Annotated in this window: 16 protein-coding genes, 1 tRNA gene and 1 other RNA gene; 8 read left to right on the forward strand and 10 right to left on the reverse strand. The window is 27.4% G+C overall.

The genetic code is table 11. From position 1 onward, the window contains the following. From dnaA to ACKGJI_RS00030, 6 genes are all read left to right on the forward strand, one after another. A complete protein-coding gene (dnaA, locus tag ACKGJI_RS00005) occupies positions 1 to 1,323 on the forward strand; it encodes a chromosomal replication initiator protein DnaA (RefSeq protein WP_458700527.1) in 1,323 nt (440 codons plus the stop codon). A gap of 155 nt (positions 1,324 to 1,478) precedes the next feature. Next, positions 1,479 to 2,546, forward strand: a complete 1,068-nt coding sequence (gene dnaN, locus ACKGJI_RS00010) for a DNA polymerase III subunit beta (protein WP_458700528.1) — start codon at positions 1,479 to 1,481, stop codon at positions 2,544 to 2,546. 20 nt (positions 2,547 to 2,566) lie between these two features. Continuing rightward, positions 2,567 to 4,879, forward strand: a complete 2,313-nt coding sequence (gene gyrB, locus ACKGJI_RS00015) for a DNA topoisomerase (ATP-hydrolyzing) subunit B (protein WP_458700529.1) — start codon at positions 2,567 to 2,569, stop codon at positions 4,877 to 4,879. 1 nt (position 4,880) lies between these two features. Then, positions 4,881 to 6,281: a bifunctional diguanylate cyclase/phosphodiesterase gene (locus ACKGJI_RS00020; protein ID WP_458700530.1), complete on the forward strand. Its 1,401-nt coding sequence runs from the start codon at positions 4,881 to 4,883 to the stop codon at positions 6,279 to 6,281. Further along, positions 6,281 to 6,670 (forward strand): preQ(1) synthase, encoded by a 390-nt coding sequence (gene queF / locus ACKGJI_RS00025; RefSeq protein ID WP_458700531.1) that lies wholly within the window; start codon positions 6,281 to 6,283, stop codon positions 6,668 to 6,670. Before ACKGJI_RS00020 ends, queF begins: the two co-directional genes overlap by 1 nt. Before the next feature lies 1 nt (position 6,671). Continuing rightward, positions 6,672 to 7,880 carry an HD domain-containing protein gene (locus ACKGJI_RS00030; RefSeq protein ID WP_458700532.1) on the forward strand — a complete coding sequence of 403 codons (1,209 nt, stop codon included), beginning with the start codon at positions 6,672 to 6,674 and terminating at the stop codon, positions 7,878 to 7,880. 3 nt (positions 7,881 to 7,883) lie between these two features. Here ACKGJI_RS00030 and ffs read toward each other — a convergent pair. Beyond that, positions 7,884 to 7,982: signal recognition particle sRNA small type (gene ffs / locus ACKGJI_RS00035), an RNA gene on the reverse strand. A gap of 63 nt (positions 7,983 to 8,045) precedes the next feature. Between ffs and ACKGJI_RS00040 the strand changes: the two genes are divergently transcribed. Next, positions 8,046 to 8,504, forward strand: coding sequence for a hypothetical protein (locus tag ACKGJI_RS00040; protein ID WP_458700533.1), 459 nt, complete (start codon positions 8,046 to 8,048; stop codon positions 8,502 to 8,504). On the opposite strand, the gene ACKGJI_RS00045 is transcribed toward ACKGJI_RS00040, so the two are convergent. From ACKGJI_RS00045 to ACKGJI_RS00065, 5 genes are all read right to left on the reverse strand, one after another. Next, entirely contained in the window at positions 8,463 to 9,275 is an 813-nt protein-coding gene (locus ACKGJI_RS00045) for a metal ABC transporter permease (RefSeq protein ID WP_458700534.1), read from the reverse strand. The genes ACKGJI_RS00040 and ACKGJI_RS00045 overlap by 42 nt on opposite strands. Then, on the reverse strand, positions 9,268 to 10,002 hold the full coding sequence (locus tag ACKGJI_RS00050) for a metal ABC transporter ATP-binding protein (RefSeq protein ID WP_458700535.1): 735 nt from the start codon (positions 10,000 to 10,002) through the stop codon (positions 9,268 to 9,270). The genes ACKGJI_RS00045 and ACKGJI_RS00050 overlap by 8 nt, the downstream gene beginning before the upstream one ends. A 1-nt stretch (position 10,003) precedes the next feature. Further along, a complete protein-coding gene (locus ACKGJI_RS00055) occupies positions 10,004 to 10,849 on the reverse strand; it encodes a metal ABC transporter solute-binding protein, Zn/Mn family (RefSeq protein WP_458700536.1) in 846 nt (281 codons plus the stop codon). Between the two features lie 17 nt (positions 10,850 to 10,866). Next, positions 10,867 to 10,954, reverse strand: a tRNA-Ser gene (locus tag ACKGJI_RS00060). A 19-nt stretch (positions 10,955 to 10,973) separates the two neighbouring features. Then, positions 10,974 to 11,381, reverse strand: a complete 408-nt coding sequence (locus ACKGJI_RS00065) for a Fur family transcriptional regulator (protein WP_458700537.1) — start codon at positions 11,379 to 11,381, stop codon at positions 10,974 to 10,976. A 262-nt stretch (positions 11,382 to 11,643) separates the two neighbouring features. Between ACKGJI_RS00065 and ACKGJI_RS00070 the strand changes: the two genes are divergently transcribed. Continuing rightward, positions 11,644 to 12,216, forward strand: coding sequence for a redoxin domain-containing protein (locus tag ACKGJI_RS00070; RefSeq protein WP_458701666.1), 573 nt, complete (start codon positions 11,644 to 11,646; stop codon positions 12,214 to 12,216). 233 nt (positions 12,217 to 12,449) lie between these two features. Here ACKGJI_RS00070 and ACKGJI_RS00075 read toward each other — a convergent pair whose 3' ends face one another. The 4 genes from ACKGJI_RS00075 to ACKGJI_RS00090 all read right to left on the reverse strand — a co-directional run bounded on the left by ACKGJI_RS00075 (position 12,450) and on the right by ACKGJI_RS00090 (position 16,790). Beyond that, complete coding sequence (locus ACKGJI_RS00075; RefSeq protein ID WP_458700539.1) at positions 12,450 to 13,739, reverse strand: L-cysteine desulfidase family protein; 1,290 nt, start codon at positions 13,737 to 13,739, stop codon at positions 12,450 to 12,452. 150 nt (positions 13,740 to 13,889) lie between these two features. Then, positions 13,890 to 14,366 carry a cysteine permease gene (locus ACKGJI_RS00080; protein WP_458700540.1) on the reverse strand — a complete coding sequence of 159 codons (477 nt, stop codon included), beginning with the start codon at positions 14,364 to 14,366 and terminating at the stop codon, positions 13,890 to 13,892. 9 nt (positions 14,367 to 14,375) lie between these two features. Next, on the reverse strand, positions 14,376 to 16,025 hold the full coding sequence (locus ACKGJI_RS00085) for a PAS domain-containing sensor histidine kinase (protein ID WP_458700541.1): 1,650 nt from the start codon (positions 16,023 to 16,025) through the stop codon (positions 14,376 to 14,378). Next, a complete protein-coding gene (locus tag ACKGJI_RS00090; RefSeq protein ID WP_458700542.1) occupies positions 16,026 to 16,790 on the reverse strand; it encodes an oxygen-binding di-iron domain-containing protein in 765 nt (254 codons plus the stop codon). Positions 16,791 to 16,854: the final 64 nt, after the last annotated feature.

Raw genomic sequence — 16,854 nt, forward strand, 5'->3', positions numbered from 1 at the left:
TTGTTAGCTGATACTATTTTAGAACTATTAAAATCAGAGATAAGTGAAGTTGAATTTAATAGATATATAAAGCAGTTAAAATATCATGAAAAAGGCTCAAGGTCAGACCATGTTGTATTTATTGCTCCAAATATACTTATAGCAAATTGGGTAAAGACAAAATATTCAGACAAAATTGCCCATCTTTTTGAAGTAAAAACTGGTATAAAACCAACTGTAAAAATAATGCTAAAAAATCAAATAAGTACAAATACTAAAAAAAGTGTTCCAATCGAGTTAAATGAGCTTACAAAAAGCAGTAAAAATACAATCTTAAATCCTTCATACACTTTTGATAGTTTTGTAGTTGGAAGTTCTAACCAATACGCTTATACAATAGCAAAAAGTATAGCAACTAAACCAAATGTTATGTATAATCCAGCTTTTATATATGGTCCGACTGGACTTGGAAAAACGCATTTGATTCATGCAATTGGGAATTATTCACAAAATCAAGGAAAAATTGTAATTTATGCTACTATTGAGCAGTTTATGAATGATTTTACATATAACCTTAGAAATCAATCTATGGAGAGATTTAGAGATAAATATAGAAATTGTGATATATTGCTTATCGATGATACTCAGTTTTTATCAAACAAAATCCAAACTCAAGAGGAATTTTTCCACACATTTAATGAACTTCATAGCGCAGGAAAACAGATAGTTCTAACAAGTGATAAACCACCAAAAAGCATAAATGGACTTGAAGAAAGACTTCAAAGCAGATTTGAGTGGGGACTGATAGCTGATATTGGTTTACCTGAACTTGAAACAAAGATTGCAATTATAAAGAAAAAATGTGAACTTGATGGAATAGATTTAAATGATGATATAGTAAACTATATAGCAACAAAAATGGGTGATAATATAAGAGAAATAGAGAGTGCAATTATAAATCTAAATGCTTATGCTTCACTAATGCGTCAAGAAATAACCTTTGAATTTGCAAAAAATGTTATGAAAGAGCAAATAAAAGAAAAAAAAGAAAATATTAGCTTAGAAGATATAATAGCTACAATTTCAAGAGAACTAAATATAAAACCAAGTGAAATAAAATCTAAAAAAAGAAATAAAAATATAGTAGAAGCAAGAAGAATTGGTATATATCTAGCTAGAACTTTAACACCAAACTCAATGCCTTCACTCGCTTCATTTTTTGGTATGAAAGATCATACAGCAGTTTCACATAATATGAAAAAAATAAATGAATTAATAGAAACAAATGAAACATTTAGATTAAAGGTTGATGAACTTAAAAATAAAGTTTTAACAAAGGATTAGTTGTAAGTTTATAAAAAATATGTGAATAAAAGTGAAAAACTAAAAATTTTTTTTCACTAGTTAAAATCGCTCTGTTAAAGAGTTTTTAACCTATTTCACAAATTCAGGGTAAACTACTACTTTTACTATAATTATAAATAATAAAAGGAGAAAAAATGAAAGTCTCAATAAATAAAAATGTGTTAGAAACAATTCTTTTAAATACAACAGCTTATTTAGAAAAAAAAGATTTAAGTCAAATAACATCACATCTATATATTTCATCAAATGATGAAGAGTTTATAGTAAAAGCAACTGATTATGAAATAGGCTTAGAATATAAAACTAAAAATATAAAAATAGCAGATAATGGAGTTGCAACTGCTAATGGTAAAAAACTTTTAGATATAGTAAAAATTTTAAAAGATGATGATATTGTTCTTGAAACTATAAATGATTATTTATATATAAAACAAAATAGTTCAAAATTTAAACTTCCTATGTTTAATCCAAATGAATTTCCTGAACTTCCAAAAGTTGATAATAAACCAAAATTTGATATAAATTCAAATACTTTTGTAAGAAATATCAAAAAAATTGCAAATGCAATTGATACTAATAATCCAAAATATGAGTTAAATGGTGCATTAATTGATATTAAAAATGGATTTATCAACTTAGTAGCAACAGATACTCGAAGATTAGCATTAGTTAAAATTGAAAATTCAAGTGAAGATCAATTTTCACTTATAATTCCTAAAAAAGCAATAGCAGAAATTCAAAAACTATTTTTTGATGATATTGAAATTTTTTATGATGAAAATACTTTAATAGCAAAAAGTGATAATTTTCAATTTTTTACAAAACTGATAAATGGAAAATTTCCTGATTATGAAAGAATAATTCCAAAAGAAAAAAGATTTAGACTTCTTTTAGATAGAAATAAAATGGTAGATTCTATAAAACAAATCTCAACTGTTTCAAATGAAATGAAAATAACTTTTAAACCTGAATCTATTTTATTTGAAAGTTTAAATGATGATAATATAGAAGCTAAAACAGAAGTAGATTTTAAAACTGGACTAGATAGTGAAATTACAATGGCGGTTAATTCTCGCTATATTATAGATTTTCTATCCAATATAGAAAGTAACAGCTTTACACTAGGTTTTAATGATACTGGACTTCCTTTTTCATTAGAGAGTGAAAATTTTATGACAATAGTCATGCCAATAATGATATAAAAAACTGGAGATAATTAAATATGAGTGAATACGGTGCAAGTAATATTAAAGTTCTTAAGGGACTAGAAGCAGTTAGAAAAAGACCAGGAATGTACATTGGGGATACCAATATAAACGGTCTTCACCATCTTATTTATGAAGTTGTTGATAACTCTATAGATGAAGCAATGGCTGGATTTTGTGATAAAATCACAGTTGAAATTACAACAGAAGGTTCTGCAATCATCACGGATAATGGGCGTGGTATTCCAGTTGCTCACCATGAGGGTGAAAACATGAGTGCAGCAACAGTTGTTTTAACTGTTTTACATGCTGGTGGAAAATTTGATAAAGATACATATAAAGTTAGTGGTGGTCTTCATGGTGTTGGTGTAAGTGTTGTTAATGCACTTTCAAAAAAACTTGTAGCTACTATTAAAAGAGATGGATATGAGCATAGACAAGAGTTTGCAAAAGGAATTCCTCAAAGCGATTTAGAAAAAGTAAAAACTACAAATAGAACAGGAACTTCAATAGAGTTTTGGGCAGATGATTCTATTTTTGAGACAGTTGAATTTGAATTTGATACTTTAGCAAAGAGATTCAAAGAAATTGCATATTTAAATCCAAAAATAACAATAGAATTTAAAGATAACAGAATTGGAAAAAGAGAAGTTTATCACTTTGAAGGTGGTTTAAGACAATTTGTTGAAGATATGAACAAAAGAGAAAAAGTAACTTCTGCTTATCATTACAATGATAGTGTTGATGATATAGAAGTTGATATAGCTTTGATGTATAACTCTGGATATACTGAGAATTTATTGTCTTTTGTAAATAATATACGAACAATTGATGGTGGAACTCATGAAAGTGGATTTAGAGCTGGACTTACAAGAGCAATAGTTAATTATATAAACAATAATGCAAATGCAAGAGAAAAAGATACAAAAATAACTGGTGATGATGTAAGAGAAGGTTTGATTGCTGTTGTTAGTGTTAAAGTACCTGAGCCTCAATTTGAAGGACAAACTAAAGGAAAACTTGGCTCAAGCTATGTAAAACCTATTGTTCAAAAACTAACATTTGAAAAACTTGTAAAATATTTTGAAGAAAATCCAATCGAAGCAAAAGCTATAATGAATAAGGCTTTAAGTGCTGCTAGAGGAAGAGAAGCTGCAAAAAAAGCAAGAGATTTAACTCGTAGAAAAGATGCTATGAGTGTAGGAACACTTCCTGGTAAATTAGCTGATTGCCAAAGCAAAGATGCAAGTATTAGTGAACTTTACTTAGTGGAGGGAGATAGTGCTGGAGGTTCAGCTAAACAAGGTCGTGATAGAGTTTTTCAAGCAATTTTACCTCTTAAAGGTAAAATTTTAAATGTTGAAAAATCTCGTTTAGATAAAATTTTAAAATCTGATGAAATTAAAAATATGATAACAGCACTTGGTTGTGGAATCGGTGAAGAGTTTAACGAAGAAAAACTAAGATATCATAAACTTATAGTTATGACAGATGCCGATGTAGATGGTAGTCATATACAAACTTTACTTTTAACTTTCCTTTTTAGATTTTTACGCCCTGTTATTGAAAAAGGATATGTATATCTTGCTCAACCACCTCTTTATAGATATAAAAAAGGTAAAAAAGAGATATATTTAAAAGATGATACAGAACTAAATAATTACTTGATTGAAACTGGAATTGATAATTTTGAATTTGAAGGAATTGGAACTAAAGATTTAATTGATTTTTTCAAGATAGTATCAGCTTATAGAAGTATTTTAAAAGAGTTAGAAAAAAGATTTTCTGTTATTGCAGTCATTAGACATCTCATAGAAAATCCAGATCTTGTTAGTTTAAGCTCAAATGATCTTTTTGAAGAGATTAAAAAATTTATGGATGAAATTGGATATAACCTTTTAAATCACAAAGTAACTGATGAATATATTCATCTTTATGTTCAAACAGAAGGTGGATTGGAAGAGTTAAAATTAGATGATAACTTTTTTACAAATCCGCTTTATCAAGAAGCACTTTTTATAAGTGAAAAAATAAAAGAGAGAGACCTTTCAATACTAGAAGGTGAAGATCCTGTTGAAACTTTGATTAAGATAGAAAAAGCTGCTAAAAAAGGTGCTTATATTCAAAGATATAAAGGTCTTGGTGAGATGAATCCTGAGCAACTTTGGGAAACTACAATGAATCCAGAAAATAGAAGACTTTTACAAATAAAAATAGAAGATTTTGAAGAAGCTAGTGATACATTTACACTATTTATGGGTGATGAAGTAGAACCTAGAAGAAATTATATACAAGCTCATGCAAAAGATGTAAAACACTTAGACGTATAAAATGCTTTATTCTGAGTCAAAAGAGAGAGAAAATAGGTTTATACTAGCATTAAAAATTAGTATACCATTTCTCTTTATTTTGGCTCTAATTCTTGTTTTTATAACAAGAACATATAAAAATAATTTAGATATTATTATACTTTTAACTATATTAGTTCCAATATATATTTATTATATTTTTTATCTTATATATAGTGGTTTTAAATCTACTCTTATTGATTCAACTACAAAAGCTTTCACAAGAAAAGAGATATACGAAAAAATAAAATCAATTAAGAAAAAAAATTTTGATTCAAGTGTAATTTTAATAAGAGTATTAAATATAATAGATATCAATGATAGATATGGGATCGATAATGCTGATAAAATTTTAAAAGAGTTTGTTCAAAGATTAGATGATTTTTTTAAAAGTTATAATTTTATTGATACAAAAATAGGAAGATATAGTGGTGGAAATTTTTTACTTGTAACAAAAGGTAGAAAAAAAGAGTTAAATCATTTAGTAACTATTTTTTCAAAAGAATTAAAAAATATTGGTATTAATAACATAGAAGTAAAAATAAAATTTGCTGTAATTGAATCTAATTATGATGATAATGTAGATAATATTGTAAAAAAACTTCTATCTGATATAGATGAAATGCAAGATTCAAAACTTCCAAATATAAAACCAAATGAGTTTGAAAAAATAATTTGTGAGGCAATTGATAATGAAAAAATTATTTTTAAATATCAACCTTCAATCAATAAAAATAAAGAAGTTGAATTTGTAGAAGTATTGACTAAAATTTATACAAAAAGTGAAGGAATGCTTTCTCATTCACAAATTCAAAGAGTTGTAAATCATGTGGGATATGAAACAATTTTTGATAAGAAAATACTAAAAGTTTTAATAAAAGAATTAGAGAGTGTTGATATTAAAAATAAAGTTTTTTCAGTTAAATTATCTGCGGTTAGTTTAAGAAATAGTGAATTTAGGCAATATGTAGTAGAGTTGTTTCATAAAAGTACTTTAAAACCTGAAAATTTTGTACTTGAATTTTTTGAAAATAGTGCATATAGTGAAATAAATAGATTTAAAGAAATTCTAAATAGTTATAAAAAATATGGTTTTAAAATTGGATTAATTAATTTTGGTGGAAATAATTGCTCTTTAGAATATATAAAATATTTGCCAATTGATATTGTAAAATTTGATATAGAATTTACTAAAAATTTAAATAAAAGTCGATGTAAAAAGATTTTGAAATCATATAAAGAATTACTAAATGAACTTGGTATAAAAGTTATGATAAAATTCATAGACAAAACCAGTATGCTTGAAGTTGTAAATAGTTATAATTTTGATTATATTCAAGGTTTTGTTATTTCAAAACCAAAAAATTTAAAGGAAATATTATAATGAAATATGGTGAAAAAGAGATTGTAGAATTTGATGTAGATAAAGATTTGGAAATTTGGCCAAATAAACACAAAAAAAACTATGTTATAAAAATAACTCTTCCTGAGTTTATGTGTTTATGTCCTAGAAGTGGTTATCCTGATTTTGCTACTATTTATATTGAGTATATTCCAAATGAGTTAGTAGTAGAATTAAAGGCAATAAAACTGTATATAAATAGTTTTATGAACAGAAATATATCTCATGAAGATAGCGCAAATGAGATTTATGATGTATTAGATTCAAAGTTAAAACCAAAATGGTTAAAAGTAGTAGCAGATTTTAATCCTAGAGGAAATGTTCATACTGTTATTGAACTTGATTCAAAAGAGATAAGAAGAGAAAATTAGTATGTTAAGTGCTTCACTCATTGAGCAGTTTTTTTCTTCAGCTTCAATACAAAGATGGAATGATTATCCAAGAATGGTTGAGCTTGTTGAACTTGATAAACAAGCTCACAAATTTATAATAGCATTCTTTTTAGCAAGAATTGAAGAAGAACAAATAAATCATATTCATTTAATTGAAGCTGGAATTTTTGAATTTTTAAGGCGTGGTGTTGTAACTGACATAAGGCCTGATGTTTTTAGAAAAGCACTTCAAAAGAAAGAAAAAGAGATAAACGAGTGGGTACTTGCAAAACTTCATGATAAACTTTGTGATATAGAAGATGGAGAATTTTACGATAGATTTAAAAACTATCTTAATAATCCAGAAATGTATAAAAAAGAGAGATTTATACTAAAAGCAGCTTCATATCTTTCTACTAGATGGGAGTTTTCAATAGTTTATCAAACTAGTCAATTTTTAAGTGGAATTGATAGAGTAAAAGAAGCTGTTGAAGAAGAGATTGAAGATTATTATGAGTTAATTGGTGTAAGAAAAATTGCTCTTAATAAAAAATTAGCAAAAATTATAGATTTGAGCGGAAGACTTCGTTTTCAAAAAAGATGGGCACAAACTCCAAGGATTCCTGAAACTTCTGTTTTAGGACATATGTTAATAGTTGCTATTTTAGGTTATTTTTATTCTTTGCATATAAAAGCATGTCCAAAAAGGATGGAAAATAACTTCTATTGTGCTTTATTTCATGATTTACCTGAAGCTCTAACAAGAGATATAATAAGTCCTGTAAAATACTCTGTAAATGGATTAGATGATATTATAAGTGTATATGAGATAGATATGATTGAAGATGAGATATTGCCTTTTATACCATCTAATATACAATCTCATTTTAAATATCTTTTGGGTTTATATGGAGATAATGAAAAAGATGAATTTTTAAATAAAATTAATGAAAAAAAGGTTTTAGTTGTAGATACTTTGTCAACTTATAATGAAGATAGATACAATGCCATAGATGGAGTAGCTCTTAAAAATTGTGACAGACTCTCAGCTTTTATTGAAGCAGTTTTATCTATATCTCATGGTGTAAAATCAAAAGAGTTGATTCAAGGAAAAGATTATATAAAAAATACTCTAAAAGAAAAAGGAAAAGTCGAAGGATTTGATTTTTATAAACTCGCTTGTGAGATTGAAGATCATTTATTTAATTAAGACCTTCCTCCAGATTACTGCGGCACATGAAACTAAAAGAGTGCTCTGCTGTGTTCCCACCCTGAAGCGTTGCTCTTCAAGCTCATTGCACAGGTCTAAAGGAAGGCTGGATGAAATTATACCAAAATAAAATATTTTTTATCTTAATTAGAATAGGGATGTAATATGTTTTTTAAAAAAATTAAAATATTTTTTTTATCTTTCTTTAGAGAATTTTTTGTCTATCATCATACTTCTTTAGAATTTAGAGCAAAAATTTTTGCCTCAATGATTGCAACAAAAAAATTGAATGATGAATGTGAATATGAAATTTTAAAAGATATTGCAAAAGATATTTATAAAAATGATGAATATAGAATAGATATTTTAATTCATACTACAAAAGAGTATATTAAAAAAGTTGTTCAAAAAGATTTTTTAGATATTGATAAACTTTTATTGGATATTGATAGAGATTTAAGAAAATATAAAAGATTTGCCTATAAAATAAACTTAGATCACTTAAAACAATTTTTTAACTGCAAAGGTGATGAAGAAACCGTTTTACTCCAAACTAGAATTTTGGAGTATTTTGAAAGTGAATTAATTTCTAGAGGTATAGAAATTTCTAAAGAGCAAAAATAGTACAAAAAATAGTGCTGAAACAAGTATAATAGAAGCTCCAGATGTAATATCAAAATTATAAGATACAAAAAGACCAACTAAAGTAAAAAATGTTGAGATGATTGAAGAATAAAACATCATACTATAAAGCGAATTTGATAATTTTTCAGATATATAAATAGGAATTGTAAGAAGAGAAATAACTAGTATTAATCCAACTACTTTAATAGCAATTACAACAGTAAGAGCAGAAAGTACTAAAATTAGTGTGTAGAAAAACTTTACATTTATGTTTCTTAATCTAGCATATTCACTATCGTAAGATACAGCCAAAATATCTCTATAAAAAAATGTAACTATCACTAGTATAGATATAACCAAAATAGACATAAAATATATATCATCTTTACTAACTGCCAAAATTGAGCCAAAGAGATAACTCATCAAATCTACATTATAACCAGGCGTTAAATCTATTAGAACTATTCCAATAGCCATTCCAACTGCCCAAATAAGACCTATAAAAGTATCAATTCTATGTTTTTGGTTGATAGTTATATAAGAGATTAAAAGAGCTGCTAATACGCTAAAAATCGATGCTCCAAAAAAGATTGGTAGTCCAAAATATACTGCTAATCCAATTCCACCATAAGATGTATGAGCAATACCTCCAGCTAAAAAAACCATACGATTTACAACTATTAGACTTCCTATAATTCCTGAAGCTATACTTACTAAAATCCCAGCTATTAAAGCATTTTGAATGAATTCATAATTAAAAATTTCAAGCATGCTTATTTCCTAACATTTGTAAAAGTTCAACTTCACAAAAATGTTCATCTTTTGTATAAAACTTTTTTTGATCTTTTATATTGTGATAAGTTAGTGTTTTATTTACATGTGCAACGACATTAGCATAACCCAAAATAACAGATATATCATGACTTACTACAATAATTGTCATAGTTTTATTTAACTCTTTTAATAAATCATATATCTCTTTTTGCCCTTTTACATCTATACTAGAAGTTGGCTCATCCAAAATCATAATTTTTGGATGAGCGCATAGCGCTCTTGCTATCATAACTCTTTGTCTTTGTCCACCAGAGAGTGAACCTATCTTTTTATTTTCATATTCAAGCATACCAACACTTTTTAAGGCACCTCTAGCACATAAAATCTCTTCTTTTTTATAGCCTATTAAAGGACGTTTACTTCCCACATGTCCCATCATTACAACTTCTATGACTTTAATAGGAAAATTAGTATTGATGTTTGTATTTTGAGGAACATATCCTATATCGCTTAGATTTTTAATTGGTTCTTTGCCAAAAATCTTAATACTTCCCTTTTGAGGTTTTAAAAGCCCTAACATAAGTTTTAAAAGTGTACTTTTCCCTCCACCATTTGGGCCAATAATGGCTAAAAAATCTTTATCTTCTACATGTAGATTAATATTTTCTAAAATAGTCTCTTTTGCATATGAAAATGATAAATCTTTTATCTCTACTACATTCATATTATTTTATTGCTTTACTTAGTTTTATTAAATTATTTGACCAATCTTTGTTTAGTGGAGAAATTTTTAAAACTTTTATTTTTAATTCATTTGCCAAAGTTTTTGCAATTTTATCAGAAAATTCAGGCTGAGTTAAAATTGCTTTGATTTTTTCCTTTTTTGCAATCTTTATAATATTGATTAGAGTTTTAGGTTTGATACTTTTTCCCTCGACTTCTACAGCAATTTGTTCTAAATTATAATCTCTTGCAAAGTATCCCCATGATGGATGAAAAACCATAAATTTTGATCCGCTTTTTACATCTTTCAAAATTTCTCTTATTTTTAAATCTGTTTTATTTATCTCTTCTAAAAAAGCTTCTAAATTTTTTTTATAAAATTGTTCATTTTTCTTATCTTGACTTGATAAAGCAAAATAAATTTTTTTTGCTATTACTTTAACATTTTTAGGACTTAACCATATATGAGGATCATAACTTTCTTCTTTATCGTGATGTATTTCATGATTATGTTCATGATGTTCTTGCATATGTATTTTTTCAATACCATCATCTAAATGAACTACATGTAAAGATGGATTTTGGTTTTTAAATCTTTTTAGCCAAATATTTTCAAATTCTACACCAATTGCAAAATAGATATCTGCATTACTAATATCCCTCATTTGAGAAGGCTTTGGCTCATAAGTATGTGGAGAGTTTCCTGGTTTTACCATCAAACTAATATTAACTTTATCTTTTCCAATTTTTTCTACAAAAGTAACTAATGGTTGTATACTAACAACACTGTTTACATTAGCATATGAAAATGAAATTAAAAAAACTAATAGTATAAATATTTTTTTCATAGGAATACTCCTTAAAATGGCAGAGAGGAAGGGATTCGAACCCTCGAAGGCTTGCACCTTACACGCGTTCCAGGCGTGCTCCTTCAACCACTCGGACACCTCTCTTTGTAGAGTGGAATTTTATCTATTTTCTACTTAGACACTCTTTACATATAACATCAAATGAAATTGTAGTATCTAGTATTTTGCTTTGAGTTTGTTTTTGAAATTTTTGTATGATTTCTTGCGAATCTACCATAAGATCTTCTATTTTTCCACACTCTTTACATATAAGATGAACATGTTTTTCTTTAGTAATTTCAAAATAATCTTTCTTATTAGCGATTTTTACTTCGCTTAAAACATCTTTTTTTATCATTTCATTTATATTTCTATAAATAGTAGATAAAGAGAGTGTTGGGAATTTTTCTTTAGAGTATTTTTCAATTTCTTCTAAAGTTGCATGTCCGTACTTATCTAGTGTATCTAATATACAAAGTCTTTGTGGTGTTGCTTTTAATTCATAGTTTTTTAACAGGTCAACATGTGACATAATTGTTCCTTTTTAATTTTATAATGAAATTATATCACAAATAATAATTTTTAGCAACTAATTAAATTTATTTTAAGTAATTATATGCAATAATTTCCTTGTTGAAAAAAATTATTGTTTAGGAGTTAAGATGGCGTGCGATTCAAAAGAGGTTGTTGCAATAGAAAATGAAAGAACTGAAGAAAAAAAAGAAAATAAAATAAATAAGGAGAATGAAAAAATGAGTTCATCAATGGTTTTACAAAAGGTACCTGAGTTTAAAATGGATGCATATGATGCAAAAAGTGGTCACTACATAAGTGTAAGTAGTGAGGATTATAAAGGAAAATGGCATGTAGTTTGTTTTTATCCTGCTGATTTTACGTTTGTTTGTCCAACAGAAATAGCTGCTATGAATGCAAAGTATGATGAGTTTCAAGAGCTAGGAGTAGAAATTTTAGCAGTATCAACAGATACTAAATTTTCTCACAAAAGATTTGTTGAAACTGAGCCACTTTTAAAAGGTTTAAAATTAACAATAGGGGCTGATCCTACTGGTACTGTGACAAGAGCATTTGGTGTTATGATTGAAGAAGAAGGAATAGCTCTTAGAGGAAGATTTTTAATTAATCCAGAAGGAGTATGTGTTGCTCAAGAAGTTCAAGCTCCAATGGTTGGAAGAAATGTAAATGAATTTTTACGTCAAGTAAAAGCTTGGAAACACGCAAGTGAAACTGGTGAAGTTTGTCCAGCAGGTTGGGTACCAGGTAAAAAAACACTTCCTGTTAATACTGATGTTGAACAAATGACAGGAAGAGTTGGAGATTATATTACAATCGAAGAAATTCTATCTTAAAAAATAGGGGGCTTTGCCCCTTTTATAAGTGATAAAATTGCAAATTCACTTTTAAGATGAGAATCTGTATAGGAGTGTGTGATAAGAATGACAAATTTTCAAAATCATATAACAATAAGTGAATTTCCTAATTTTCAATTTCAGATTTAATTATTTGGAGAAGATAAATAATTAAATAACTTTGTAATTATATTATATATAAAAACAAAAAAATTGTTCTAAGTCAAGAAATATTAACTTTTATGACTCATAATATCTATAATAACCTCATCGGTTGTATACATTCCATCTTGAGATAATTTTCCAATATTTTTTAGTGTTTCTTCTATATCACTTGCAATTATACCATCTCCACCATGTAGATATTTCCCTACTCGTGCTAAAAGATAAGAATCAAATGCAGCGTAAATTGTTGTAGATATTTTCATAGCACAAGAACTTTTTGCACCATCACAAATTATCCCAGATACATCTCCAAGTGTATTGATAATCGAGTGAGCAATTACTTCAAAACTCTCCTTGTTTATAAATGCCAATGCCCCAGCAACTGCAGCAGAAGAACAAATAACTCCACAATAAGCAGATAATCTTCCAACATTTGTTTTTATGTGAATTGTAGCAAGATGAGAGAAAAATAGTGCTCTAATAAGCTCTTCGTGAGAAATTTTCATGATTCTAGCGTATTCTATAAGAGCTAAAGATGATGTCATTCCTTGATTTCCACTTCCACTTGTTGTCATAACAGGGAGTGCACATCCACTCATCCTAGCATCACTTCCAGCACTTGCAAAAGATGCAGCTCTGTTTCTAGCATCATCTCCGTAAATTCCAAGCTCTATATTATCAGCTATTATTTTTCCTATATTAACTCCATAATTACCGACTAATCCCTCTTTTGCAATTTGAGAGTTTAGAGCTATGACTTTATTAAAAAGTGGTTCAATTTTTTCTAAATCAATTTTTTTAGCATATTCATAAATAGTTTTTATTGATAAAACTTTTCTATCTGTAAGAGGAGAGTTAAAATCTATATCATTACAAGGTCTATCAAGAACTACCCTTCCATCTTTTGTGATTTTTGTTATATTTGTATGCATATGTTTTACTTCAACACTAGCACTTGATTTTTTTGATTTAAGTTCAATCTTTATATACAATTTAACATCAGTATCTTCATGAATTACTTTTATGCTTTTAGTATCTAAAAATTCTCTTACTTTTTTCATATCTTCATCTGTTATATCACTTATAACCATAAGATCTTTTTTTGAATCTCCAGCTATTAGTCCCATCACAACAGATACTTCAATTCCCACCATTCCCCCACTATTTGGTACAACTACACTTTTTACATTTTTGATTATATTGCCAGATACTCTTATGATTACCTCTTTTATATCATCATCATTTAGTATTTCTTTTGTTTTTGCAGCTGTATAAGCAAGAGCAATCGGTTCAGTACAACCCTCAGCAGGAACAATCTCTTCTTCTAATATTCTTAATATCTTTTCCTCTGTATTCATCACACCTCTTTTATAATCACATAATTATATAAAAAAAGATAAGATAAGTATATAGTTTTTACATGTAGAGGAAAAATTTTATGGATAAAAGATATAAAAGATTTTATATAAGACTAGCTATTGGGGTAGTTTTTATACTCTCAATCTTGATTAGTAGTATCCTAAGCAGAGTTCTTGGGTGAGTTTTATCTTTTTTTCTAGAGGAGATGGCCCAAAATATTTACATTTTTCAACATATATCTGATAGCCATAATCAAGCCCTAAATCATCATAAAATTCTTTTAAATTTACAAATTTTATGCCAAATATCTCAAAAATATCCAGCTTTTCATACAAAGAAGAGTTATTACTTTTTATCAAATGTGAAGGTGCAATGCCAGTGTATTTACAAAATGCACTAGCTAAAACAAAGCCGCTTAAATCTTTACATGTAGAAATAACTTCATGATATTTTGGGATGATTGTTCTTTTGTCTAAAAAAACAATTCTACTACCATCATATTTTGCCGCTTTTACACTTTTCCAAAACCTGTATGCATTTGATGAAATTCCAACTTTATGACATAACTCTTTATTTAGCACAAAATTATCTAGAAATTGATTGTTTGAGAGCGTATTCATCTGCATATGCAGCCTTTAATCAACAGGAATTTTCATATGAAAACAAGCACCATCTTCTACATTAAAAGCCCTTATACTACCTTTTATATGTTTTTCCATGATTATTTTACACATATATAGCCCTATTCCAGTTCCCTCCTCTTTTTTAGTACTAAAGTATGGTTCAAATATATTTGGAAGGATATCTTCAGGAATTCCTCCAGCATTATCGATTATATTTACATGTATAAAATAATCTTCTTCATTTGTTACTATTTTTATTTTTCTATTTTTTATATTTCTTTCGTTAAAAGCATCTTTTGAATTATTGATTATATTTATAAAAATTTGAAGTAACTCTCTTGAGTAAGAGTAAATTTTACTTTTTTCATTATTTTCTCTACAAATAAAAATTTTATTGTTTTCGAGGCTTTTGCCTATGATGTTTAGCATTTCATCTACTATATCTTTTACATAAAAATACTCTTTTTCTTTGTTTGGTTTAAAAAAGTTTCTAAAATCATCTATGGTTTTAGAGAGATATTGTGTTTGTTTTAAGATAGACTCTAACTCCTCTTTTAAACTTTTTTCATCAAGAGATTCTAGTTCTATATCTACTATTGTATTATTTACAGCCATATTTATGATAGAAATTGGTTGTCGCCATTGATGAGCTATGATGCTTATCATTTCACCCATAGCAGCGTGTCTTGATTGAGCTAAGAGGAGTTCATCTTTTTTTTCTAACTCTTTTTTTAAAGAGTAATGCTCTGTAATATCACTATATAAACTTCCTATATAGTCTTTTCTATTTTCCAAAGGAATTTTAAAATTATATGCTCTAAAATAGTGTGTTTTTCCATCTCTAACATACTCAACAATATTTTCAGCATTTCCATTTTTTAAAGCTTCTTTGGCTAGTTTTTGTATCTTTTGTGCAGTTTTTTCATCTAAAATATCTTCAGTTTTAACACCTACTAATTCATGGTTTAAAAATCTTTTTAATCTCTCATTTGCATATAAAACTTCATTTTTTTCATTTTTTATAGAGACTAAAAATGGACTGTTTTCCATAAAAAGATCAAATAATTTCTTAGCCTCTTTTAGTTGAATTTCAAGGTTTTTTTGTTCTGTTATGTCTGTATAAAAACCTATAACTCTAATCGGATTTCCAAATTCATCGTATATTATTTCTCCTCTATCTAAGTTCCAAACCCAACTTCCATCTTTTCTTTTTAGCCTGTGAATATGCTCATAAAATTTTTCTTTTTTTATCTTCATCTTATCAATGGTTTCTAAAACATTTTGTGAGTCATCAGGATGAACTAATTTTTGCCAAGCTTCAATGCTATTTTCAATCTCATATTCTTTATATCCTAGCATCTCTTTCCATTGAGGTGAAAAATAAACTTCATTTGTTACCAAATTCCAATCCCAAAGTCCCTCTTTGGAACCATGTATTGCCATTTCATATCTTTCTTTTGATCTTACTTCTTTTTTTATAAGAGTTGTTATGATTTTGTGTATATAAAAATCCATTATTGTAATTATTAATATTATGATTAAAATATTAATTCTAAAGCTATCTGATATCTCATTTTCTTGGTCATATATATAAGTTATAAAAAGTATAGGTACTATGCTAACTAAAAATATAAGTAGTGATATTTTTTTTGAGATTTTCATTTACTTTCCATATAACTCATCTAGATAATCACTTCCGCACTTAAACTCTTCAAACCAATTTAAAAAATTTTCTACATGTATATCTTTAAAAAGTGAGCCATGTTGTGGAGCTATAATGTCAATATCATACTTTTTAACTTTACTTACCCATTTTTTTGCAATTTCATTGCTAGCCATATATCTTTTGTGGAAAGATTCTAAAAAAGTTTTGTGTTCTTCAAAATCACTCACACTTATCTCATCCTCATTAGGCTCTTTAACACTAGCTCCAATATCACCTGAAAAAAGTATCTTTGAGCGACTATCATATAGCGAAAAATTTCCAGGAGAGTGTAAAAAATGAGCTGGTATAAAATGTAAAAAATCCTCTCCAAAGTTTATTTTAGCACCCTTGTCATTTAAAGGAATAATTTTTTCAGTATTCATAAATCCATAATGACTCATAAATCTAATCCAAATTTTAGATACTATAAATGTACTAGGAGCTGATATATTCCACTCTGTAATGGAACCTGCAACATCTGGATCTTGGTGTGAAAAAAAGATGTATTTTATTTTATTTAAATCTATGTGCTTCTCAACAGCATCTTTTAAATCATAAAAAAGTGAGCTTGAACCTGGATCAATCAATATCCCTTCATCTTTTTGGATTATTAAGTATTGATTTAAAGAAAGATAATTGTTTTCATACTCTTCATCATCCAAGCTAAACATTATACATTTGTGAAGACCATCATTGTAAAGCTCAAACTCTTTTGTTTTCATTTAATATTCTCCTTTTTGTTGGAAGTAAACTTCAACACAAATTCTTCTTACTAAAGCTTTGCCT

This window comes from Sulfurospirillum sp. 1307, from assembly GCF_054408545.1.